This window comes from Ruegeria sp. BC8 (assembly GCF_056535705.1).
Genome location: NZ_JBQFIV010000001.1, coordinates 1579543 through 1601468, shown reverse-complemented (window position 1 = coordinate 1601468; position 21926 = coordinate 1579543). Strand labels below are relative to the sequence as shown.

The window sequence follows — 21926 nt, the reverse complement described above, 5'->3', positions numbered from 1 at the left end:
AAGGGTCACCCCCACAGGTGCCCCTCGGCAAACTCCACCGAATTACCGGCCGGGTCACGCACATAGAGCGACCGAGCCCCGTTGGGCCAGTCAAACTCGGCCTCGACCGGGACGTTCCAGTCCAGCAGATGCTTGCGCATCAACGCGATCTGGTCGCGCGTCAGGATCAGGCACACATGCCCCGGACCGCGTGCGCCATGCGGCGGCACCGGCAGGTCAGGGTTGGTCGTGGGCTGTTTCGTCTGGTCCGGGTTGAACAACAGCAACACCGAGGCGCCGACCCGAAAGAACACATGCCGACCTTTGACGCGCTGAATGCGTTCCAAGCCCAGTACCTCGCCATAGAACCGTTCGGCGGCGTCCAGATCATCGACATACAGCGCGGCCTCGAGAATGCCCGAAGGCGACGGGATTCCGGCTGCTACTTTCATGGAGATATGATAGCGAAAATCGCCGAAAAAGTCACCGCCGCGGTCGCCGGTCCCGCTTGCGTTGGGGGGCGGTTTCCAGAACGGGCATCGGCAAGCTGTCCCAGCTGCCGGGTGCGAGATCGTCCAGTGTCCAGTCTCCGATCTGGGCGCGGATCAGGCGCAGGGTGGGGTGGCCCACGGCGGCCGTCATGCGGCGCACCTGCCGGTTGCGCCCCTCGCGCAGGGTCAGTTCCAGCCAGCAATCCGACACCGTCTTGCGTTCGCGGATTGGGGGCGTGCGTGGCCACAGACCCTCGGGTTCGTCGATCAGCCGCGCCTTGGCTGGGCGGGTCATGCCGTCATTCAACTCGACCCCGTCGCGCAGGGCCCGAATGGCAGCCGCATCCGGGATGCCCTCGACCTGGACCCAATAGGTTTTGGGCATTTTGTGCTTGGGATCCGAGATCTGGGATTGCAGCCGCCCATTGTCGGTCAACAGCATCAGCCCCTCGCTGTCACGGTCCAGCCGCCCGGCCGGATAGACCCCCGGCAGGTCGATGAAATCCGACAGGGTGCTGCGAGGCGAGTCGGCATTTTGCCGGTCGGTGAACTGCGGCAGCACGTCAAAGGGTTTGTTGAAGCGGATGAACCATGACATGAGCTCCGCCATACTCTCAGTTCCGGACCTGCGCAAGCTGTGGATAACTGTCACGTGATTGTTACGGATTCAGAATAGTCCGTTACCGAGATGTTGTGGAAAAACAGGACTTGTCAGAGTTTTAACACGATATATAGTTAAGTTAAGACCGGGGCGGGTGCTCCCCGCTCTGGTGTCCCATACAGGCAGCCGAGAGCGAGGAGCGATTCAGCCATGGACGGAGATTTCAGGACCGAATTTGTCAGGGAGCCAGGTGCCCTCAAGCACCATCCGGCATTGGTTTTGAACGCCGATTACCGCCCGCTTTCCTACTATCCGCTGTCGCTGTGGCCCTGGCAGGAGGCGATAAAGGCCGCCTGGCTGGACCGGGTCGATATCGTCGCCGAGTATGACGAAGTGGTCCGCAGCCCGAGTACGGTGATCCGAATACCGTCGGTGGTTGTCCTGAAAGACTATGTGAAACCCAGAAAGCGCGTGGCCTTCACGCGCTTTAATTTATTTCTTAGGGATGAATTCCGCTGCCAGTACTGCGGCAGCCGGGGCGAACTGACTTTCGACCATGTCGTGCCGCGTGCAGCAGGGGGTGTCACAAGTTGGCAGAACGTGGTGGCCGCCTGCAGTCCATGCAATCTGCGCAAGGGGTCGAAATCGCTGCGTCAGGCGGGGATGAGCCTGCGCAAGCCGCCTCGGCAGCCTGACGCCAGTATGCTGCAGAATATCGGACGGAAATTTCCGCCGAACCACCTGCACGAAAGCTGGATCGACTTTCTGTACTGGGACGCGGAACTGGACGCCTAATAGGGTCAGCGCGCGCGCCAGGCGGCCAGCCACACCAGAACCAGACCTGCGGACAGCAGTGCGTTCCACCCAGCCATAGACAGCCCGAACATTTCCCACGGGATATCATCGCACCGTACCAACGGGGCGGCCATGATCTGCTCCATCAACTCCACGGCGGACAGGCCACTGATACTGCCCGATGTGCAACTGGACGGGCCTTCCCACAGGCCGCGCTCGACCCCGGCGTGATAGACGCCGATGCCGGACGTGGCGGCGGCAGCGGCTGCGCCGAGGAGGGGCAGCAGGCGCACGCCCGGAAATGCAAAAGCCAGCACGCCGAGCAGCACAGCCGCACCATGCGGGTAGCGTTGCCAGATGCACAATTTACACGGGGCCATGCCGCCCAGATACTGGAACCCCCAAGCCGCAAGAAGCAAAGCTGCAGACCCACCCGCGGCCAGCAAAATGAGTGTCCGTTTCCGCGTCATATGTATTTCACCACCAGAAATCCGCCGATCAGAAGAATGATGAACAATGTGAACATCAGCCCGAGCCGCTTTTCGATGAAGTCCCGGATAGGCTCGCCAAAGCCCCAAAGCAACCCGGCGACGATGTAGAACCGCAAAGCGCGGGCGAGAATGGAAGTGGCGATGAAAGTTCCCAGCGGCATTCCCGTCCAACCGGACATGATCGTGATGACCTTGTACGGGAAAGGCGTGACACCGGCGGTCAGAACGGCCCAGAACCCGAAATCGTTGAACCGCTGGTTGAATTCCTGCATCGCGTGACCCTTGCCCATCGCTTCGAGGATGGGTTGTCCGATGCTGTCGTAGAAGAACGCGCCGATTGCGTATCCCAAAAGCCCGCCCAAGACCGAAAAAACCAGCGCAACGGTGGCAATCAGCCATGCCCGCGATGGGCGGGCCAGAATCATAGGGATCATCAGCACGTCGGGTGGAATCGGAAAGACCGAGCTTTCGATGAATGCCACAAATGCCAACACCCACAGGGCGCGCGGGTGGTCGGCCAGTCGGATCGTCCGATCATAAAGCGATTGCAGCATCAGCGCGTGTTCCCAAGCTTTGTCATGACGAGGCAAACCACGCGTCCAACGGGGCGTCAACCGATCTGTCTCGGGCTGATCGTCGATTGACCGATTTTTGCCTCTGGACCTTCGGCCAGATGGGCGGTAATTCAATGCGCGTGGCCCAAGTGGCGGAATGGTAGACGCAGGGGATTCAAAATCCCCCGCCTTCACGGGCGTGAGAGTTCGAGTCTCTCCTTGGGCACCACATTGATTGCAAATGAATAAATTTCATTGTGAGCGCACTTCTTTCTAGGAGTGTGGTGCAATAAACTGGACCAGTATTTCGGTGAATGGTGCCCAACTTATTCATTTATCCCTAAATCGACGACTGCCGGGCGGGTTCAGTTGTTTCGGTTGAGTAGAAGTCTTGCTTCGACGAAAGCATAGTCGGTCTCGACCGAGTGGATAGACACCTTGCTGTCCGCACCTAGAGTCCCTCACTGCCGTGTCGGATGTGGCAATGGGGAAATTTTCGGGTTCTACGTCATATGTGCGTCCCGGCGCCGGGGTCGGGCGCATAACGCTTGACAACAGCGGTACGGGCAACAAACCATCGTGACTGTTGGGAGAATTCGGGAAAATTTGAGCTCATCCGTTGCCTGCTCATGCGGATTGTCATAATGGCTCGTCCCCCGGACAAGGGGCCTTTGGCCTGTCTTCCGTCCACAATAAGAATCTTGGGAGTTCCTAAATGATCAAGAAAAGCAAGCTCAGCCTCGGCGCGGTCGTGACCGCTGCCCTCATGGCTCCGGCGGCTTATGCCGAAGAATTCATCACCATCGGCACCGGCGGTGTGACCGGCGTGTACTATCCCACCGGTGGCGCGATCTGCCGTCTGGTGAACAAGGGCCGCAAAGAACATGGCGTGCGTTGCTCGGTCGAATCGACGGGTGGATCGGTCTACAACATCAACACCATTCGCGAAGGCGAGCTGGAATTCGGTGTGGCCCAGTCCGACTGGCAGTACCATGCCTACAACGGCACCTCGAAATTCGAGGAAAACGGCCCGTTCGAAGAGCTGCGCGCCGTATTCTCTGTTCACCCCGAGCCGTTTACCGTGGTGGCCCGTGCCGATTCCGGCATCAAGAACTTCGAAGACCTGAAGGGCAAGCGCGTCAACATCGGCAACCCCGGTTCGGGTCAGCGCGGCACCATGGAAGTTCTGATGGAAGCCCTGGGTTGGACCACGGATGACTTCGAACTGGCAACCGAGCTGAAGGCCGCCGAACAGTCGGCCGCGCTGTGTGACAACCAGATCGATGCGATGGTCTACACCGTCGGCCACCCGTCCGGTTCGATCCAGGAAGCCACCACTGCGTGCGACTCGGTTCTGGTGAACGTCAGCGGCGAAGCCGTTGACAAGCTGGTTGCCGACAACTCGTTCTACCGTACGGCCACCATCCCCGGCGGCATGTATCGCGGTTCGGACGCTGACACCCAGACCTTCGGTGTGGGCGCGACCTTCGTGACTTCGGCAAACGTGTCTGACGATGCGGTGTACGCGGTTGTCAGCTCGGTCTTCGAAAACTTCGACGACTTCAAAAAGCTGCACCCGGCCTTCGCCAACCTCAAGCCTGAAGAAATGATCAAGGACGGTCTGTCGGCCCCGCTGCATCCGGGCGCCGAGAAGTACTACAAGGAAAAAGGCTGGATCCAGTAATCCACCTTCAAGTCCAGAAACGAGGCGCTGTTCGCGCCTCGTTTTCACCGGTGAGAGGCCGGTAATGCCAAAACTGCGCCGGAAACCGGCCGTTGGACGGGGAGACATTTGATGAGCGCTGATCAACAGGGCAATCGTCCGTTATCCGAAGAAGAACTGCAGGAACTGGTCGCGTCCTCTGATGCGGGGGCGCGGGACCCGGCTGGCAATGTCGGCTTGTTCCTGGCCATCGTGGCCGCGATCTGGTCGATCTTTCAAGTCGTTCTGGCGTCACCGATTGCCAACTACGTGCTGCCCGGCAGCGTTGTGAACAACGCGCGTCAGTTTCATTTGGCCTTCGCGATGTTCCTGGCCTTCGCGGCTTATCCAGCGCTTAAATCCAGTCCGCGAAACTACATTCCGATCCAGGATTGGATCATGGGTGTTCTGGGGGCCGGTGTCGCCCTTTACGGTTATTTCTTCTACGACAAGATCGTCAATGCGGGCGGTCTGGCGGATGATGTCGATAAATGGATCGCCCTCGGTGGCTTGATCCTGTTGTTCGAAGCCGCGCGACGCGCGCTTGGCCCCGCCATGGCGATCATCGCGACGATCTTCCTGGCCTATGTGTTCTTCGGCTCGTCCGAGTGGGTGCCCGAGGTGATCCGGTGGAAAGGCGCCAGCCTGAAAAAGGCGATGAGCCACATGTGGATCACGTCCGAGGGCGTGTTCGGTATCGCCTTGGGTGTTTCGACGAAATTCGTGTTCCTCTTCGTTCTGTTCGGCGCTTTGTTGGATAAGGCCGGGGCAGGGAATTACTTCATCAAGATGGCCTTCGGCGCGCTGGGTCACCTGCGCGGCGGTCCGGCGAAGGCCGCCGTTGTCGGCTCGGCCGCGACCGGCCTGATTTCGGGCTCGTCCATCGCCAATGTCGTCACCACCGGCACCTTCACCATCCCGCTGATGAAGCGCGTAGGCTTTACCAGCGAGCAGGCGGGCTCGGTCGAGGTCGCCAGCTCGGTCAACGGCCAGATCATGCCGCCCGTGATGGGCGCCGCCGCCTTCCTGATGGTGGAGTACGTGGGCATCTCGTATGTCGAGGTCATCACCCACGCCTTCCTTCCGGCGGCGATTTCCTACATTGCGCTGGTCTACATCGTGCATCTCGAGGCCGTGAAGCGGAACATGCCCACCCTGGGCGACCGCGACGTGCATCTGGCGCGCACGGTCGTGGGAATGCTGATGTTCTTCCTAGTGTTTGCGGGGCTCTGCTATGGTTCGCAGTTCCCAGTGGATGCTGTCACAAGCTGGGCGCCGTCCAGCGCTGGTCTGATCCTGAGCCTGGCGGTGTGCGTCATCTATGTTGCTCTGCTGTACCTGGCCGCTCAGGTTCCGGACCTTGAGCCCGATGACCCGAACGCGACCGAAGTTAAGCTGCCGGTGATCTCCGAGATCTACAAGGCCGGCCTGCATTATCTGCTGCCGATCATCGTTCTGGTCTACTTCCTGATGATCGAACAGAAGTCGCCGGGTCTGTCGGCCTTCTGGGCAACCGCGCTGCTGTTCGTGATCCTGCTGACGCAGAAACCGCTCAAGGCGATTTTCCGGGGTCAAAGCGATCTGGCAAACTCCTTTGTCGATGGGGTTGCCGATCTGTGGCAGGGCCTGATCGACGGCGCGCGCAACATGATCGGCATTGCGCTGGCCACGGCCACGGCCGGCGTTATCGTCGGTACCGTGACCCTGACCGGTGTGGGGCAGGTGATGGCCGATCTGGTCGAGTTCCTGTCCGGCGGCAATCTGATCCTGATGCTGGTGATGGTCGGGCTGCTCAGCCTGATCCTGGGCATGGGTCTGCCGACCACGGCAAACTATATCGTCGTCAGCTCGCTGATGGCGGGCGTTGTGGTCGAACTGGGCGCGCAAAGCGGCCTGATCGTGCCGCTGATCGCGGTGCACCTGTTCGTGTTCTACTTCGGCATCATGGCCGACGTGACGCCTCCTGTGGGTCTGGCCAGCTTTGCTGCGGCCGCCGTATCGGGCGGTGACGCGATCAAGACCGGCTTCACTGCGTTCTTCTACAGCCTGCGTACCGTGGCGCTGCCTTTCGTGTTCATCTTCAACACCGACCTGCTGCTGATCGATGTCACCTGGGTTGAGGGGATCATAGTGGCCATATTCGCCACGATTGCGATCCTCGTGTTCACGGCCGGAACGATGGGCTACTTCCTCACCCACAGCCGAATCTACGAAAGCGTTGCGCTGATTGCGATCGCCTTCGCGCTGTTCCGGCCGGACTATTTCATGGATCGCATCTCGCCCTCGCACCTCGAGGTCGAGCCGGCCGGATTCGTGCAGGCCATTGGTGAGGCTGAACCCGGCACCGACGTGCGGGTGGTGGTCAGTGGTCCGGATTTCGACACCGGCAACATGACCGAGACCACGGTCGTCGTCACCGTAGGGTCCGAACCTGATGGTGCGGCGCGTGTTGATGCCATGGGCTTTTTGCTGATCGAGGAAGATGGCCTGGTGAAGATGGACGAGCCGATGTTCGGCGCGCCCATCGCCGATGACCTGGCCAATTTCGACTATTACGCGGACGAGCCGGTGCGTATCGCATCCGCCGATCTGCCGGTCAGCCAGCCGCCAAAACAGTTGATCTATATCCCGGCCATGCTGTTGCTGGGGTTGATCGCCTTCCTGCAACGCGGCCGTGCCGCCAGACAAGAGGTGCCCGCATGACCAAGTCCGTCCTGTGCGCCGTTGATATCAGCAACGGCAATATCGATGCTCCTGTCCTGAAAATTGCCGCGAAACTTGCCGATCTCGACGGGGCGCAGCTGGACGTGGTGACCGTACTGCCGGATTTCGGTGAAAGCTGGGTGTCCGGCTTTTTCCGGCCCGACTTCCACGACAAGGCGCAGCACGAAGCGCATGACAAGCTGGTTGAGCTGTGTGTCGATGCAATTGGGTCGGAGCGCAACGCCACGATCCGCCATGTCGTTGCAACCGGCACGGCCTATCAGGAGATCCTGAAGACCGCCGAAAGTGCCGGCAGCGATCTGATCGTGATTGGCGCACACAAGCCGGATTTCAAGGATTACCTGTTGGGGCCGAACGCGGCGCGAGTGGTGCGCCACTCGAACGTTTCGGTCTACGTGGTCCGCTAAGTCGCGCTAATACCCGGTCATCTCAAGGTAGCCGCGCCCCTTGTGGCTGCCTGACACAGTGACCGGGCCCTCCCAGTATTGAAAGCGCGTTTCCATCCAGGCTTGGGTGTTCTTAGCCTGAACGCGTATGTCAAGATCCTCGTCCGGGATGGACACACGCCAATCCGTCGGAACATCGCGGTCCGCGACCCGGCTGGTTTCCAGTGGCGTGAAGATAACCGACCCGTCCGGCAGGCTATGGCTGGAACCATCCGCGTTGATCCAGGTGGCCGAGGTATAGTCCCCACGTCCGCCGCGCAGGCGAAACGCCATCAACTTGTCGCCGTCCTCGAAGCTGAGTGAGAACCAGTCCCACCCTGATTGATCGGCGGACAGAGGCTGTGAAGACCACTCGCGGTCCAGCCATCCGTTCCCGGTGACCGCCACATCGCCGTCGGGCAGATGCAGCGTTCCCTGAACGGCGTAGCCCGGCTGTGAATAGTAGTAGCTGGCTTGCCCATCAGCGGATTTCACGGAAAACCCATTCTCTCCATGAAAAACCAGCGGCCCCGAAGCAGACAGGTTCAGGTCGTACTCGAAATCGGCTCCGTTTGCAGTCAGGGTCAGGGTCTGGAGCGTTGGTCCTGCCATGCGCCATTCGTCGATCCATGCTTCGAACGGGTCGGCTGTGACACCGGCCTGTCCAATCCCGCCACGAGACAGGCGCTCGGCAAAGAAGTGGTGTTCCGGAGTTGTCAGCGCGGCATGGCCCATCCAGATCTGTGGGCTTTGCCAGCCGGCGGTTTCAAATGGCTTCAAGGCTGAGCGAAACAGGGTCCACTGTATGCCGTAGTCCCGACCGTCCTCTCCGGTCAGGTTGGCCGTCAGGTACCACCATTCGATCCGATAGGACGGATGCGGGCCGTGGTCGGCGGGGAATTCGAACTGGTACTCTGGCTGTGGTACGTCAAACCCGTCGGCAGAACCGCCCAAACCGGCAAACCCCTGCGCCATTGCCGCAAGTGGCCAGAACAGTGCACACACAAGTAGTTTAGCGTTCATTGGCAAAAACCCTCAGCAAATCGGCCGGCGGCACCCGCCGAAGCCGCCAGGCAGGCAGCGCCGCGGCAAGGGCGGCGGCCACAAGTGTCCACAGCATGAGCTGCACCCATGACAACGGGAAAAGGTGCATGGGTAGCCGCCATCCGAACGCCTCGACATTGATGACAGCCAGCAGAATCCAAGCCAGCGCCAGGCCCAGCGGCAAGGCGAGGCAGGCGGTAAGGAAAGCCAGAACCATGCTGCGCGCCAGTTCCAGTTTGGACAAATGCGACAGCGTCAGCCCCATTGCCCAGACCGGAGCGATCTGAGGCAGCCGCTGGGTCCAGAGCGTCAGCAAGCTGGTCAGAATCGCAAAGCCGGCCACGCCAAGCGTCAGGATGTTCAGCGCGGATGTCACGACAAATGTCTTTTCGAAGATCGCCATGGACTGCGCCTTCAGCGCGGCCTGCCGGATGATCGCGCCGGGATCCAGATCAAACCTGTTCTGCAGATCCGCCGCCAGCTCATCTACGCGCTCCGGAGCGATACGAATACCAAACCGTCGGTTTTCGGCATTTGGCGCGATCCTGCCGAACAGGTCCATTGAGACGATCGCTTGCCCGGTCGGATTGCCGTAGTCGGAATAGACGCCAGCGATTGCCAGAGTGTGATCGGCGGTGAGCGCAATCGAATCCCCGGGCCACAGATCAGCACGGCGGGCCAGCTGTTCATTGATCAATATGGCGCCGTCGGACATAATCTTGGTCCATACGTCCGGGGCCGCGGCGACAAGGGGCCAGTTGTCCCGGTAGGTCGCGTGATCGACCACTCCGTACAGAAAAAGCGGGCCTGTGGGATGATCCAGCTCCACATTCCGTATCGGTAGGACTGCGTCCACGCGCGGGGTCAGCCATGTCTCGATCTCGCGTCCTTGATCCGAGTCCTTTGCCGTGATGTACAGCTCAGCCATCAGGCGCTGGTCCAGCCAACCGACGAAGGTAAGCCGGAAGCTGGAAACCATGGTTCCGACACCGATATTGGCGGCCAGGGCCAGCAGCAGGGCCATCAGCGCAAGCGACAGGCCCGGCAGCTGGGCCTGCATGTCGGCCAGCACCCACTGCCGCACCGGGTCACGGACGCGCCCTGCACACAGGTGCAATATGCTGGACAAAACCAAAGGTAGCAAAAGGGCGCTGCCGGTCAGAATGCCTGCCATCAGAGCGAAACCAGCGACCAATCCGTCAAAGAGCAGAAAGATCACGACCCCGCCAAGAGCGAGCCCCACACCCGCCAGTCCGGTCACGACGGCTCGTGTGCTGCGTCCACGCCATGCCTGCAGGCCGGGGCCGGACAATATCGGCATTCGGCTCAGACGCCACAGGGCGTATCCGCTGGCCGCCAGGGTCCCTGCGATGGACATACCCAGCCCGGCCAGCACCCAACCGACCCTCAGTTGCAACTGGCCATCCACCGGAGCCCCATAGAGCCCGCGCAGGGTTGCGGCGACATCGGGCAACAATGCTCCGGCCAGGAAAAAACCCAGCAGCAGGCCCATGGATCCACCGATCAAAGCCAGACCTACAAGTTCGGCCAGAATGATGCGGGAAAGCGTGCCCATCGGGACACCCATCGCACGCAGACTGCGCACCATTCCGCGGCGCTGCGCAAAGGCCAGCCCAACCGTTCCATGTACAATGAACAGCCCGACGGCGAAGGACAGCAGACCGAACGCGGAAAGGTTCAGGTGGAAGCTGTCGGTCAGGCGGGCGGTGTCGACGCTGTTTCCGGGGGGCTGGCGGTTCAGCTCTGGCGCAACCTGGGACAGGGGCGCAACTCCGCGAGGCTGATCGGGCAGGATGGCAAGTCGCGAAATCTCACCCGGTTTGTTCAGCAACGTCTCAGCTATGCCGATATCGGTCAGAACCACATTGGGGGGAAGCGCAGTGCTGGCGATCGCCGGTGGAAGATCGGGCCGATCCTCCAGCATCGGCACCAAGTCTGGTGGCGCCAGCAGTCGGCCGGGCGCGGTCAGCATGGCCGCCGGGTCGGGTGGGGCTTCTTCCTGTTCCAGTTGCGTTACCGCCGGAAGCGGGGGGTAGGAGACAAGGTCCACTCCAGTCAAAAGAACCGAGCGATCCCCAACCCTGTACCGACCTTCCAGAACGGCCGCGACCTGCCATCCGGCGCGACGCAGATTTACGTATGTTTCCAAAGGAATGTGGCCGGATGGATGCCGCAGCATCTCCATCTGCCCAAGCGCCAATTGTTGGTTGGCACGCGCATAGCTGGCCCGGGCTTCGGCGTTGATGGCCTGGACCGCCGACCAAAGGCCTGTCGCAAGCGCGATTCCGATCAGCAGCGTGGCCAGTTGGATGCGGTGCCAACGCCAATGCGACCAGAGGGCCTGGATCACGGTGCGAGTCATGCGATCCGACCGTTTGCCAGATGCGCCGTTCGATCAAGCCGAGCCGCGATCACGGGCGAATGCGTGACCAGCAGCAGGGCTGCCCCGGTATCCGCGACCAAGGACAGCATAAGGTCCAGAACCGCCGCGCTTGCAGTCTCGTCCAGGTTTCCCGTCGGCTCGTCCGCCAGCAGCAGCTTGGGCCGGACGGCAAGGGCCCGGCCAATCGCGACCCGCTGTTGCTGGCCGCCCGACAGATGTTCGGGATAGCGTTGGGTCAAATCGGCGAGACCGAGCGTCGCGGTCAGATGCGCGAGCCACTCGGGGTCAACTCGATTTGCCAGCCGGGCATGAAATGACAGGTTCTGCGCAACCGTCAGTGACGGGATCAGATTGAATTGCTGGAACACCAGGGACACGTCTTCGCGCCGTAGCAATGTGCGGCCGCGATCGTCCAGTCGCGACAACGCCGTGCCATCCAGAACGATCTCACCGCTGTCAAAACTGTCCAGCGCGCCGGCAAGGTTCAGCAACGTGCTTTTGCCGCTGCCACTTTCGCCGGTGATGGCAAGCGTCTGACCGCGTTCCAGCGACAACGAAACGTCGTTCAGGACAGGCCGCCCGCGCGGGTAGGTTTTGTGGATATTCTGTATTTCCAACAACATGATCAGTCTCACCTGGTGCGCTCTACAATGTGCGGCGCGCCGATCCGCTGTCCAGCCTTCAAAAAGTTTCGGTTCTTTTCGTCGCACGGCCGCCCGCTGTCCGGCCTTGTGCCTTGAGAGCAGAGCCGCCATTGTGCAGTTTCAGTTTCCGGGCCGATGCAGGGTATTACCATGACATTGTCGCAGCAGATCCTTTGGGGCAGCTTCTATCTGGGGCTGTGTTTCCTGATCGAGATCGGGCTGCTCACATGGTGCACCATCCTGGTGCGCAAGGTGATCGACAGGTGGGAAGGGCAGGGAACCTTTCTGCCCACGGCAGGCCCGATCGCCTTGGCGCTGGCCGTCATCGTGGCGACGCATACGATTCAGGTGTGGATCTGGGCGATCGTCTGGGTGATGGGAGATGTCCTGCCGGACTGGAACTCGGCCCTGTACTTCTCGCTCGTGACCTTCACGACGCTGGGCTATGGCGACATTGTATTGGGCGAGGGGTTGCGGATATTCGGGGCCTTCGCCTCGGTCACCGGATTATTGGCCTTCGGTCTTTCCACGGCATTCATGGTCGCGCTCATGACGCGCGTGTTCCAAGAGCGGTTTCTGACCTAGAGGATCGGCGAGAACAACCGCGCCAAAGGCGCACCATAGCGGATATGCGGCGGTTGCTGGGCAAGGCTTCTGGTCATTTCGTAGCTGGCTTCGAAATCGGTCTTCAGCATGTCCTCGGTGGCAGCGGCTGCCCGGCTGTCGAAGAACAGCGCCATCGCTTCGAAATTCAGACGGAACGAGCGGTTGTCCAGGTTCGTGGTGCCAACTGCGGCCAACGTATCGTCCACCAGAATGACCTTTTGGTGCATGAACCCGTCGGTGTAGCGGAATACGCGCACGCCGGAATCCCGGATTTCATCGAAATAGGCAAAGGCGGCCAACCAAGGCAGGCGGTGGTCGATCATGTCCGGCACCAGAATGCGGACGTCAACGCCGCGCAGCGCGGCATGTTCCAGTGCCGTCATCACGTCGATATCCGGCACGAAATAGGGTGATGCGATCCACAACCGCTCCTGTGCCGCAGCGATCGTGGAAAAGAACATCAACGACCCCGTTTCAGTCGCGTCGCCCGGTCCGGTGGCGACCAGCAGCGCGTTCATGTCCTGATCGGATTCCGATCCGGCCCAGTCCAGCACGTCAATCAGGTCTTCTCCGCGGGCCCAGTGCCAGTCCTCGGTGAAAATCAGCTGCAACTGACGAACGATATGGCCGGTCATCTTGATGTGGGTGTCCCGCCAGCGGCCAAAATACGGATCCTGCCCCAGGTATTCGACGCCCACATTGTGCCCGCCGATGAACCCGGTTTCGCCGTCGATGATCACGGTCTTGCGGTGGTTGCGGTAATTCAGCTGAAACCGGAACTTCGGCCCGCGCTGGTCCCGTGGATCAGCGACATCCACACCGGCCGAGCGCAGCTCCTCCAAGTATGAGGACGGCAGGCCATAGCTGCCCACCGCGTCAGTCATGAACCGGACGCTGACCCCGCGTTTGGCCGCATCGATCAGCCTGTCTTGCAGCTCCAGCCCCAGTGCGTCATCGCGCACGATGTAGAACTGAATGAGGACATAGTTTTTGGCCGCATCGATCGCACGGAAGATGGATTGGAACGTCGCCTCTCCGTCGATCAATAGTTCGGCCCCGTTGCCGCGGGACAGGGGCAGGTGAGCCAGCGCCTCAAACGGGCGCGGATTGACGGTCAGCGTCGCGGGATCGGGTTTTGAGTGATCGGCAAAGCTGCGGATCCCTTCGACCACGCGCTCGCTTTCCTTGCGGGCGATCCGATACCCTTTGAACCGGTGATGTCCCAGGAACAGGTATAGCGGCACCGCCAGAAACGGTGCCGAAAGCAGAAACACCACCCATCCCACGGCGCCCTGCGGGGTGCGCGCCGTCTGAGCGGCCCGTACTGCAAAAAAAACCGCGACGCAGTAGATGGCAAAGACGGACAGCGAGGCGATGAATGTCCACATGTGTGTGCCGACCTTTCCGCGCTTTAGTTCGAGCCGGTGAAAACCCGGGACCAGTCTTTGGCCATGTCCACGATAACCCAGCCCATTTCAGGGCCTTTGTCCAGCCCGTCGACAAGCCGCCCGATGTGGCTGTCGCGATCATAGGCCCATTCCCGTTCGGCATCTGTGTGGTGGATCAGAACGCCCATCCGCGGCCCGTCGCCAGCGGTAGTCCATTCCAGCATGGCAAAATCACCGTCCGAGTTCCCGACCGCCAGGATCGGGCGTTTCCCGATCGTACGCTCGATATTGATCGGTTTGCCCTCCTTATCGTCGATGAACGCCAGCGCGGGCGCCTTCATGATCGTGGGCGTGCCGTCAACAATTTCGTAGGTGCTGTCCGCATAGGTTCCCAAAATCTGGTTGGGTGGTATTCCATAGGCGTCCTCGGCGAACACGCGCATGAAATGCAGGCCTCCGCCCGAAACTATGTAGGTCGTGAACCCCTCGTCACGCAGATACCGGAGCAGTTCGACCATGGGCTGATACGTCATCTGGTCATAGGCCAGCCCCGTATCGGGATGGCGTTCCGTCTGAAGCCATTCGGCGACGGAAGCCTGGAACGCATCGACGCTGAGCCCCGAATGCGTGGCGCTGACGACTTCGATCAAGGCATCTTCACCGCCCTTCAGCACGGTTTCGGCGTCGCCCTTGGCCGCTGCCTCCAAGGTCGGCGTGGTCAGGATCGAGGGATCGTCCTGCGCCATCTCGGCCAACTCATCCATGGCGTAGATGAACTGGAAATAGACCGGCTGCTCGGCCCAGAGCGTTCCGTCATTGTCAAACACCGCCACCCTGTCTGCAGGGGTGACATAACCGTCCGAGTTCGGCGTCGTCACCGTATCGACAAAGGCGATGATCCGTTCCTTGGCCGGACTGTCGGTCCAACTGGGCAGAGGGTCCGCCGCAAGGCCCGCAGGCAACGCGAAAACGGCGGCTGAGAAGATCAGGCGGAACATGAAATATCCTTTCGCATCAAAGAAATGAGGGTCGCCGATCAAGCCGGCGACCCTCGAGAGTAGAACCGACCTTTATCAGTTGTTGGTCGGCGTCAGCATCTTTTCCATCACCTGATCCAGGCTGAAGCTCGCCGCCTTCTGGCGCGGCGGGAACTCCTGGAAGGTTGCGAGGAAATTCGCCACGTATTGCTGCGCGGGCACCAAGAAATACACGCGGTCGATCATCCAGTCATAGTAGGTGTTGGACGTGCGATATCCGCGTTCATAGGGATCGCGGCGCAGGTTCACGATGATCGGAACGCGCAGTTCGGTCCATGGCTCCATCCAGGCGCGCAGGGTGGCCCAAGCCTTCTGCTCCAGGAAGATCAGCTTCCAGTCTCCGAAGCGCAGCGCCGTCATGTCGCCGTCATCCGAAAAATAGAAGATCTCCTTGCGCGGGCTTTCTGTGGTTTCACCCGTCAAGAGTGGCAGGATGTTGTAGCCGTCCAGATGCACCTTGTAGTCGCGACCCATCCCCGAGGACGAATAGCCTGCCTTCAGCTTGTCCTTGATCTCGGGGTCTCCGGCCGCCGCCAGATAGGTCGGGAGCCAATCCATGTGATGCACGATCTCGTTGGTGACCGATCCAGGTTCGATCTTGCCGGGCCAACGCACCATCGAGGGCACGCGCCAGCCGCCTTCCCAGTTGGTGTTCTTTTCGCCCCAGAACGGCGTGGACGCAGCATCGGGCCACGTATTGTAGTGCGGTCCGTTGTCTGTCGAGTAATGAACGATCGTGTTGTCGGCGATGCCCAACTCGTCCAGCAGATCGAGCAACTGGCCTACATGCATGTCATGTTCGATCATGCCGGCCGAGTATTCGTCCATCACACGACCGGTCATGTCATTGGCCTGCTGGCGCATCTCGTCTTTGACATGAGTGCGGAAGTGCATGCGCGTTCCGTTCCACCAGACATAGAAGGGCTGGCCTTGCTCGTGGGCCCGCTTGATGAAGTCGATCGCCGCAGCCACCGTTTCCTCATCCACGGTCTCCATCCGCTTCTTGGTCAGCGGTCCGGTATCTTCGATGGTTCCGTCGGCCTTGGACTTGATGACGCCACGGGGACCAAAGGCTTCGCGGAAAGTCCGGCCATCGGGCAAAACGGTGTCACCCGGATAGTCTTCGTTCTCGGGCTCCTCTTCCGCGTTCAGGTGGTAGAGATTTCCGAAAAACTCGTCAAATCCGTGGTTTGTCGGAAGATGTTCATCTTTGTCGCCCAGGTGGTTCTTGCCGAATTGACCGGTGGCATAGCCGTGGTCCTTCAACAACCCAGCAATGGTCGGATCTTCGACCTGCATACCAAGATCGGCACCTGGCAGGCCAACCTTCGACAGCCCTGTGCGGAACACTGACTGACCCATGATGTAAGACGACCGCCCTGCGGTACAGGACTGCTCACCATAATAGTCGGTGAAGATCATACCTTCATTCGCGACCCGGTCGATATTGGGCGTACGGTATCCCATCATGCCTTTGGTATAGGCCGAGATGTTCGACTGACCGATGTCGTCGCCCCAGATGACCAGAATGTTGGGTTTCTGATCTTGCGCCCAGGCCGGCGCGGCCAGCGCGACAGAAACCGTAGCAACTGCCAATCGTCGCAGTCCTCTGCGCCATAGATGCGTTAAATTTCCCTGTGATGACATCTTTTTCTCCTTATGTGGTCAGGCAAAAACGGCCTTGCAGGAAAGTCAAAAAGGGGAAAATGCGTCCCCCGATCCGTCAATCATTCAACACGCCCTTCGCAGGTCAGGCGGTTCGGCAAAAAGGGGGAATCAAGACAAGCCCCTCTAGGCAATTGATAACTATCACAAAGACCAATCTAAAAATACTTATGTTTGAAGATAGCGCCCTGGGATTTGGCTCAGATTGGGTTGACGTAAGGTAAGTAATTGGCAGCCGCGTCAGGGATTGAGCTGAGGCAAAGCGGATTGAGAGTGGCCTAGGGGGCGGGCGATACGGTCAAGGCAATCTCGGACCTTGCTCCAGTTTTCCGCTTGCTGATCGCCGCCGCCATATCTGGACGCGCCGATTTCGGCCAGAGAAGCCTCGAATTCAGCAGTGTCTGGCGGGTCGGCCAGTCGCCGTTTCCAGACTTCCAACTTTTGATAAACACGGGCCAAGTCTTGTCGGCGCACAGCCTGCTTGAGTTCCGAAAAGGCATGCGCTGCCGAGGCCAGCCTGCGTTGCCTGGCCGCTGCCCAGCGTGCCAAAAGAACCGGATGTAGTTTGCGAAAAACAAACCATAATATCACGACCCCAATGAAGAAATAGCCGACCAGCTGCAGAACGGTTTCCCGGTCCGGAGGCTGCCAAGGCGGCGGCGCAAGAACGAGGTCGACGGAATCGGCGCGCGCAGTTTCAACCTTGTTGGTCTTGAGGTTGAACCAATCGATCTCGACAGCCGGCAATTGGGTCTGTCCGCCGTCCTGAGCCACATAGGTCACGCGGTCGGTTCGTTGGCCGGACAAAACACCCCGGTCTTCGGTTTCCGTCAATCGGGGCTCATTGGGATAGGCTCGCAACAATGGGTCCTCGATCTCGGGCAACAAAGGCGGGATCATGATCGGGGTCGTTCCGGTGATCTTTGCCGTCAGGGTGCGGGTCAGTGCGTCTCCGGTTTGAAGGCTGGTATCGCCCTCAATCTCCTGCGACAGTTCGAACCCGTCAGCGATTATCAGGGGATCCAATCCTCGGGCTGCGTCAGGAATCCCGACTGTCAGGCGAACGGCAGGCAGGGGAACCGAGACCTGAACGGGATCGTTGGTTTCGGGATCGGCAAATGTCACCTGCACCTCGGCCGCCGCAAATTCATACGTACCGGGGGCCAACGGATACAGCCGATAGCTGCGCTGAACCCCGGACCATGTTTGGCCTTCGACGCTCTCGCTGACCGGCCCCGAAGCGCGATCGGGCAGGCGTACCAGAAGGTTTTCCTGTTCAAGCGATGGAAAGACCGGCGGATTTGGCATGTAGGTCGGCACCAGCACCTTCAGGCGAACGATAGCGGGCTGGCCGACGATTGTCGGATCCGGTGGCACTTCGATCGTGACGCGGGGCTGGATGTCTGGTGCTTGCGCCGAAGCCTGGGCGGGCCACAGAAGCAGCATCAAGAGCGCGAAGTACCTCATTGGGAACGCTCCTGATTTTCAAGAACAAACCGGCTGCGCAGGAAGTCCTGCATGTCGGTGTCGATGGCGCTGATCCACTGGTCGGCCGACAAGGGCGCGGCGTCCCCGGTCTCGGCCTGTTGCGTGGTGTCCGCGCCCAAACCGGCTTCGTTGTCGAACACCACGTCATCCGCCCCGATGCCCGCCTCCTCGCCGGTATCGGATTGCTCGCGGGTGGATTCGACCTCGGCCAGAATGGCCTGGGCGACGGCCAGGTTGTACGCGGCCTCCGGCCAATCCGGGCGGCGCTCCAGCGCGGTTTCAAAGGCTGCGATGGCCGGGCGATACTCTCGATTTCGGATGCGGGCCATGCCTTCGGCAAACGCTGCTTCGGGCGTGGAAAGCTGGGCAAAGGTCTCGGAGGCTTCGGCATATTGCCCGGCTTTCAACTGGGCGTAGCCTCGGTGATACGGATCGTTAAACAGCGTGCTGGCGGCGGCGTAGTCCTTGCGGTTCATGGCGATCTGGCCCTGCTGGTCCGGGGTCAGGAACCAGTCCCGCCAACCGTCTGCGCGCGCGCCGGTCGGTGGCAGTAACAGCAATGTCACAAACCCCCAGCGGATGACCCAGCCGCGTCGGAACCACAGCAGCGCGATCAAGGCGACGGGCCAGGCCAGGATCCAGGCGCGGTCCTGCCAGTCGACGCGGTCATCCTCGCCCAATGCCGCGGAAAAACTGCGGGTGATCGCGCGGTTCAGCCGGGAGACGTCACGGTCGTCGCCCGAGAAGGGAACGATCGTGGCGCTGCGCAGGCCGTCCAGTTGCGGAATCTGGCGGCCATTCGGAAGCATTGTCAGAAAAAACAAAGGGGTATCAGATTGTCCCAACGCGGAAACCTGTTGCGGATCGATATCGTCGAGTACGAAGAGAACCGCGCCTGTGCCTGTCTGATCGCCCAGAATGTCCTGCGCCAGCGTCAGCGCGTCACCGGCGGCATCGCCCGCGACCGGCATGACCGCCGGGGTCAACCCTTCGAGCAAGGGGCGCAGGATGTTGGCGTCTTCGGTCAGCGGCGCGACCCGGTGCGCCGTTCCGGCATAGGCGATCAGGGCGGTGGGCGCACCTGCGCGGGTGTTGATCAGATCGGTGATCTTCAACTTTGCACGGTCCAGCCGTGACGGCGCCAGGTCGGCCTCCTCCATGCTGTCGGTGACCTTGAGCGCGATCACCAGCGGCGCGGTGTCCGCGATCAGAGGGTTCGGCGCCCGTGACCATGTCGGCCCCGCCACGGCAAGGGTCAGAAGGCCGGCGGCGAGCGCGGCGAGGTCCGGCGGACCGACTCGCCGTTGATCTTGGGCCCCCAGACGCAGTGCCTGCGCCAGGTGGGGCGCGATGCCCGCAGGCAGGTCCGAGCTGCCCGATCTGCGCGGCCGGGTCAGCCGCCAGACAGCGGCAATAGGCAGCAACAGCAGCAACCAGTAGGGGCGCAGGAAATGAAACTGGGCCAGAGCGTCGATCATGCCGCGCGCCTCCGGCCCTGTGAAAGGCGAAAGCCCAGGGTGCTGGCGAGGATGAGGAGCAGCGCCGCCGCCAGTGGATAATGCGCAAGGCTGACCCTCGGGCGGTAGCTTTGGGTTTCCACCACGCGGGGGTTCTGGGCGTCGATCTGTTGGTAGACCTCGGCCAGGGCGGTCTCATCATCGGCAAAGAAATATTGGCCTTGGGTTTTGTTGGCGATGTCCTTCAGCGCGTCCAGGTCGACCCGGTCTTCGCCCGTGGCATTCGGGTCGCCGACGCCAATCGTGTAGATCACGACCCCCTTGTCCGCCGCAATCGACGCGGCATTGACCGGCGTCATGCGGCTTGAGGTGTCGGCACCGTCCGACAGGACGATCATCAGGCGTTGGTCCACCTCGCTCGACTCGAAGGTGCGGATGCCCAGCCCGATCGCATCGCCCAGCGCCGTGTTCGGACCCGCCATGCCGACGGCGGTCTGATCCAGAAAGCCGTTGAGGCTTTGCAAATCCTCGGTGAACGGGGCCTGAACGAAAGCGCGGGTGCCGAAGATGATCAGCGCCATCCGGTCGCCTTCGCGCGCGGCGATGAAGGCGCGCAGAACGTCCTTGACGGCCTCCAGCCGCTGCTTGGGCGAGCCATCTGCGGCCTTGAAGTCGCGCTGGTCCATCGAACCCGAGATGTCCACGGCCAGCACCACGTCGCGGGCGGATTTCTCGATGACGATCGGGTCGCCCAACCGTTCGGGCCGGGCCATTGCCAGAACCAGCAGCACCCAGATCAGGATCGCCAGACCGGTTTGCAGCCGCGTCCGTCTCAGGGTGACCGAGCCGGATTGCGGCTCGGCCCCGGCCGCTTGGGCGACGTGGCGAAAGAACGGGATGCGAATGGCATCGACCCGTTGCCGGTGTGGCGGAGCAAAGAAATAGACCAGTGCCGGCAGTGGCAGCAGAAGAAACACCCAAGGCGCGGCGAAACTGAACATCAGACCGCCCCCTTGGCCCGATGCGACTTGATCCAGTGCCGCGCCAATTCGGCGGCATCCGGGTCGGTGACCCCCTTGCGGTATGGGGCGGCCGCCAGATTGCCGAGGGCCGAGGCGGAAAACCCGGACAGGTCAGCGGTTTGGCCAAGAAAATTCGCCCAGTCGGCACCGGTTAAACCGGCCACTTGAGACCGGGGAAAGGCGACAAGCGCCGCGCGGCGCACGATCTCGGCGGTTTTGGCCGGGTCATTCTGGCACCGGTCCAATTCCTTCAGTGCAAACCGCCGATAGGCATTTGCCTGCCGGTGCCGCCAGATCGTTACGAGGACCATACCAAGCACCAGCAACAGCGCCACCGCCAGAACAACCCAGCCCCAGGTCTGCGGCACCATGGAAATCGGTGCCGGCTCGGGCGCCGGTTTCAGCATGTCCAGCAGTTCGACCAGCGATTTGGCTTCGGTGTCCGGGGTCATGACCGCCCCCGTTGGTGGCCGAACAGCCTCAGGATCTGGGCCAAAGCGGGCTCGGCCGTTGTCAGCGGGACGACGGGAAACCCGTATCGGCGCGACCAGGATTGCAGCTGCGCCAGCCGCTGCTCCATCGCCTGGGTCACGCGGTCCGACATTTGGCGGTCTGACGCGTCCAGTTCGATCTGCTGGTCGCCGTCCGAGACCGTCAGCCGAAGCTCGGGCGGCATATGGCGCGAGATTGGGTCGGAGATGTCGAACAGGATCAGGTCATTGGAATGGGCAAGGCGGCGCAGCAGCCGTTCGGACCCGTCGGTCAGGCCGTCAAAATCCGAGAATACACAGACCAAGGCATTGGTATGTGCGATGCGAGCAGCCTGTTGCAGCACCTGGTTCAGCGAGACCGTGGCTTGTGGGCGCAACCCAGCGTGCAGGCTGCAGTTGAGCGCGCCGAGCGAGGACAGAAACCGCCGCAAGGCCGCCGGGCGGCGCTGTGGCCGATGTTCGGCCAGGTCGGTATCGCCGAACACGATACCGCCGACGCGGTCGCCTTGCGCCAGAACCCGATGAGCAGCGATGGCCGCGGCCTCGGCTGCCACTACCGATTTCATGTAGACTTGTGTGCCGAAGAACATCGAAACCCGCTGATCCACCAGCAGCAGCGCCGGGCGGTCACGCTCTTCGGTATAGACGCGCACATGCGGCTCGCCCGTTCGGGCCGTCACTTTCCAGTCGATCGTGCGGATGTCGTCGCCGGGCAGATAGGTGCGCAGTTCCTCGAAATTCAGGCCGCGCCCGCGCAGGCGCGAGGCATGGCGGCCGTTCAGCACCGAACGGGCAGGCTGTCGCGGCAAAAGGCTGAGTGCGCCGCTGCGTCCGCCGAGGCTCAGCAGGTGGCGGGCATCGACGTGGATGCGTGGGTCGCGGGATGTCGCTGCGGTCGGGGACACGCGGCTCTCCTTT

The 21926-nt window shown here is 61.2% G+C and carries 20 protein-coding genes and 1 tRNA gene; 6 read left to right on the top strand and 15 right to left on the bottom strand.

Features of this window, described 5'->3' with window-relative positions:
• Positions 1–5 precede the first annotated feature (5 nt).
• A complete protein-coding gene (locus ACR3EK_RS08145; protein ID WP_170339010.1) occupies positions 6–431 on the bottom strand; it encodes a VOC family protein in 426 nt (141 codons plus the stop codon).
• A 31-nt stretch (positions 432–462) separates the two neighbouring features.
• Positions 463–1068, bottom strand: coding sequence for a pseudouridine synthase (locus ACR3EK_RS08140; RefSeq protein WP_170359275.1), 606 nt, complete (start codon positions 1066–1068; stop codon positions 463–465).
• A gap of 213 nt (positions 1069–1281) precedes the next feature.
• On the opposite strand from ACR3EK_RS08140, the gene ACR3EK_RS08135 reads away from it, so the two are divergent.
• Complete coding sequence (locus ACR3EK_RS08135; RefSeq protein ID WP_170359119.1) at positions 1282–1866, top strand: HNH endonuclease; 585 nt, start codon at positions 1282–1284, stop codon at positions 1864–1866.
• A 5-nt stretch (positions 1867–1871) separates the two neighbouring features.
• Here ACR3EK_RS08135 and ACR3EK_RS08130 read toward each other — a convergent pair whose 3' ends face one another.
• Together ACR3EK_RS08130 and ACR3EK_RS08125 are read right to left on the bottom strand one after the other, a co-directional pair.
• Positions 1872–2336, bottom strand: coding sequence for a disulfide bond formation protein B (locus ACR3EK_RS08130; RefSeq protein WP_480633111.1), 465 nt, complete (start codon positions 2334–2336; stop codon positions 1872–1874).
• The gene (locus ACR3EK_RS08125) at positions 2333–2911 is read right to left on the bottom strand and encodes a YqaA family protein (RefSeq protein WP_480633110.1); all 579 of its coding nucleotides are present in this window, start codon (positions 2909–2911) and stop codon (positions 2333–2335) included. Before ACR3EK_RS08125 ends, ACR3EK_RS08130 begins: the two co-directional genes overlap by 4 nt.
• A 143-nt stretch (positions 2912–3054) precedes the next feature.
• Between ACR3EK_RS08125 and ACR3EK_RS08120 the strand changes: the two genes are divergently transcribed.
• The 4 genes from ACR3EK_RS08120 to ACR3EK_RS08105 all read left to right on the top strand — a co-directional run bounded on the left by ACR3EK_RS08120 (position 3055) and on the right by ACR3EK_RS08105 (position 7744).
• Positions 3055–3140, top strand: a tRNA-Leu gene (locus tag ACR3EK_RS08120).
• Between the two features lie 486 nt (positions 3141–3626).
• On the top strand, positions 3627–4595 hold the full coding sequence (locus ACR3EK_RS08115) for a TAXI family TRAP transporter solute-binding subunit (protein WP_170338481.1): 969 nt from the start codon (positions 3627–3629) through the stop codon (positions 4593–4595).
• A gap of 111 nt (positions 4596–4706) precedes the next feature.
• Positions 4707–7316 (top strand): TRAP transporter permease, encoded by a 2610-nt coding sequence (locus ACR3EK_RS08110; protein ID WP_480633109.1) that lies wholly within the window; start codon positions 4707–4709, stop codon positions 7314–7316.
• Complete coding sequence (locus ACR3EK_RS08105) at positions 7313–7744, top strand: universal stress protein (RefSeq protein ID WP_170367156.1); 432 nt, start codon at positions 7313–7315, stop codon at positions 7742–7744. The genes ACR3EK_RS08110 and ACR3EK_RS08105 overlap by 4 nt, the downstream gene beginning before the upstream one ends.
• A gap of 6 nt (positions 7745–7750) precedes the next feature.
• On the opposite strand, the gene ACR3EK_RS08100 is transcribed toward ACR3EK_RS08105, so the two are convergent.
• From ACR3EK_RS08100 to ACR3EK_RS08090, 3 genes are read right to left on the bottom strand one after another with little or no spacing between them, the layout of a single operon-like run.
• Positions 7751–8785, bottom strand: a complete 1035-nt coding sequence (locus tag ACR3EK_RS08100; protein WP_480633108.1) for a lipocalin-like domain-containing protein — start codon at positions 8783–8785, stop codon at positions 7751–7753.
• Positions 8775–11189: an ABC transporter permease gene (locus ACR3EK_RS08095; RefSeq protein ID WP_480633107.1), complete on the bottom strand. Its 2415-nt coding sequence runs from the start codon at positions 11187–11189 to the stop codon at positions 8775–8777. Before ACR3EK_RS08095 ends, ACR3EK_RS08100 begins: the two co-directional genes overlap by 11 nt.
• On the bottom strand, positions 11186–11833 hold the full coding sequence (locus ACR3EK_RS08090; protein WP_480633106.1) for an ABC transporter ATP-binding protein: 648 nt from the start codon (positions 11831–11833) through the stop codon (positions 11186–11188). The genes ACR3EK_RS08095 and ACR3EK_RS08090 overlap by 4 nt, the downstream gene beginning before the upstream one ends.
• A 171-nt stretch (positions 11834–12004) precedes the next feature.
• Between ACR3EK_RS08090 and ACR3EK_RS08085 the strand changes: the two genes are divergently transcribed.
• A complete protein-coding gene (locus ACR3EK_RS08085; protein ID WP_170373334.1) occupies positions 12005–12439 on the top strand; it encodes an ion channel in 435 nt (144 codons plus the stop codon).
• On the opposite strand, the gene cls is transcribed toward ACR3EK_RS08085, so the two are convergent.
• The 8 genes from cls to ACR3EK_RS08045 form a co-directional block, all read right to left on the bottom strand.
• A complete protein-coding gene (cls, locus tag ACR3EK_RS08080; protein WP_170432515.1) occupies positions 12436–13848 on the bottom strand; it encodes a cardiolipin synthase in 1413 nt (470 codons plus the stop codon). The genes ACR3EK_RS08085 and cls overlap by 4 nt on opposite strands.
• A gap of 23 nt (positions 13849–13871) precedes the next feature.
• Positions 13872–14846, bottom strand: coding sequence for an HAD family hydrolase (locus ACR3EK_RS08075; RefSeq protein WP_480633105.1), 975 nt, complete (start codon positions 14844–14846; stop codon positions 13872–13874).
• 75 nt (positions 14847–14921) lie between these two features.
• Positions 14922–16532, bottom strand: a complete 1611-nt coding sequence (locus ACR3EK_RS08070) for an arylsulfatase (protein WP_093962145.1) — start codon at positions 16530–16532, stop codon at positions 14922–14924.
• A 258-nt stretch (positions 16533–16790) separates the two neighbouring features.
• Complete coding sequence (locus tag ACR3EK_RS08065; protein WP_480633104.1) at positions 16791–18017, bottom strand: hypothetical protein; 1227 nt, start codon at positions 18015–18017, stop codon at positions 16791–16793.
• Positions 18014–19516 carry a VWA domain-containing protein gene (locus tag ACR3EK_RS08060; RefSeq protein ID WP_170367148.1) on the bottom strand — a complete coding sequence of 501 codons (1503 nt, stop codon included), beginning with the start codon at positions 19514–19516 and terminating at the stop codon, positions 18014–18016. The genes ACR3EK_RS08065 and ACR3EK_RS08060 overlap by 4 nt, the downstream gene beginning before the upstream one ends.
• On the bottom strand, positions 19513–20496 hold the full coding sequence (locus ACR3EK_RS08055) for a vWA domain-containing protein (RefSeq protein WP_480633103.1): 984 nt from the start codon (positions 20494–20496) through the stop codon (positions 19513–19515). The genes ACR3EK_RS08060 and ACR3EK_RS08055 overlap by 4 nt, the downstream gene beginning before the upstream one ends.
• Positions 20496–20969 (bottom strand): DUF4381 domain-containing protein, encoded by a 474-nt coding sequence (locus ACR3EK_RS08050; RefSeq protein WP_480633102.1) that lies wholly within the window; start codon positions 20967–20969, stop codon positions 20496–20498. Before ACR3EK_RS08050 ends, ACR3EK_RS08055 begins: the two co-directional genes overlap by 1 nt.
• The gene (locus ACR3EK_RS08045; protein WP_480633101.1) at positions 20966–21913 is read right to left on the bottom strand and encodes a DUF58 domain-containing protein; all 948 of its coding nucleotides are present in this window, start codon (positions 21911–21913) and stop codon (positions 20966–20968) included. Before ACR3EK_RS08045 ends, ACR3EK_RS08050 begins: the two co-directional genes overlap by 4 nt.
• Positions 21914–21926: the final 13 nt, after the last annotated feature.

Excerpts from the sequence above, each read along its gene's own strand:
- ACR3EK_RS08145 (WP_170339010.1), bottom strand. The coding sequence starts at position 431 with ATGAAAGTAGCAGCCGGAATCCCGTCGCCTTCGGGCATTCTCGAGGCC.
- ACR3EK_RS08140 (WP_170359275.1), bottom strand. The coding sequence starts at position 1,068 with ATGTCATGGTTCATCCGCTTCAACAAACCCTTTGACGTGCTGCCGCAG.
- ACR3EK_RS08135 (WP_170359119.1), top strand. The coding sequence starts at position 1,282 with ATGGACGGAGATTTCAGGACCGAATTTGTCAGGGAGCCAGGTGCCCTC.
- ACR3EK_RS08130 (WP_480633111.1), bottom strand. The coding sequence starts at position 2,336 with ATGACGCGGAAACGGACACTCATTTTGCTGGCCGCGGGTGGGTCTGCA.
- ACR3EK_RS08125 (WP_480633110.1), bottom strand. The coding sequence starts at position 2,911 with ATGCTGCAATCGCTTTATGATCGGACGATCCGACTGGCCGACCACCCG.
- ACR3EK_RS08115 (WP_170338481.1), top strand. The coding sequence starts at position 3,627 with ATGATCAAGAAAAGCAAGCTCAGCCTCGGCGCGGTCGTGACCGCTGCC.
- ACR3EK_RS08110 (WP_480633109.1), top strand. The coding sequence starts at position 4,707 with ATGAGCGCTGATCAACAGGGCAATCGTCCGTTATCCGAAGAAGAACTG.
- ACR3EK_RS08105 (WP_170367156.1), top strand. The coding sequence starts at position 7,313 with ATGACCAAGTCCGTCCTGTGCGCCGTTGATATCAGCAACGGCAATATC.
- ACR3EK_RS08100 (WP_480633108.1), bottom strand. The coding sequence starts at position 8,785 with ATGAACGCTAAACTACTTGTGTGTGCACTGTTCTGGCCACTTGCGGCA.
- ACR3EK_RS08095 (WP_480633107.1), bottom strand. The coding sequence starts at position 11,189 with ATGACTCGCACCGTGATCCAGGCCCTCTGGTCGCATTGGCGTTGGCAC.
- ACR3EK_RS08090 (WP_480633106.1), bottom strand. The coding sequence starts at position 11,833 with ATGTTGTTGGAAATACAGAATATCCACAAAACCTACCCGCGCGGGCGG.
- ACR3EK_RS08085 (WP_170373334.1), top strand. The coding sequence starts at position 12,005 with ATGACATTGTCGCAGCAGATCCTTTGGGGCAGCTTCTATCTGGGGCTG.
- cls (WP_170432515.1), bottom strand. The coding sequence starts at position 13,848 with ATGTGGACATTCATCGCCTCGCTGTCCGTCTTTGCCATCTACTGCGTC.
- ACR3EK_RS08075 (WP_480633105.1), bottom strand. The coding sequence starts at position 14,846 with ATGTTCCGCCTGATCTTCTCAGCCGCCGTTTTCGCGTTGCCTGCGGGC.
- ACR3EK_RS08070 (WP_093962145.1), bottom strand. The coding sequence starts at position 16,532 with ATGTCATCACAGGGAAATTTAACGCATCTATGGCGCAGAGGACTGCGA.
- ACR3EK_RS08065 (WP_480633104.1), bottom strand. The coding sequence starts at position 18,017 with ATGAGGTACTTCGCGCTCTTGATGCTGCTTCTGTGGCCCGCCCAGGCT.
- ACR3EK_RS08060 (WP_170367148.1), bottom strand. The coding sequence starts at position 19,516 with ATGATCGACGCTCTGGCCCAGTTTCATTTCCTGCGCCCCTACTGGTTG.
- ACR3EK_RS08055 (WP_480633103.1), bottom strand. The coding sequence starts at position 20,496 with ATGTTCAGTTTCGCCGCGCCTTGGGTGTTTCTTCTGCTGCCACTGCCG.
- ACR3EK_RS08050 (WP_480633102.1), bottom strand. The coding sequence starts at position 20,969 with ATGACCCCGGACACCGAAGCCAAATCGCTGGTCGAACTGCTGGACATG.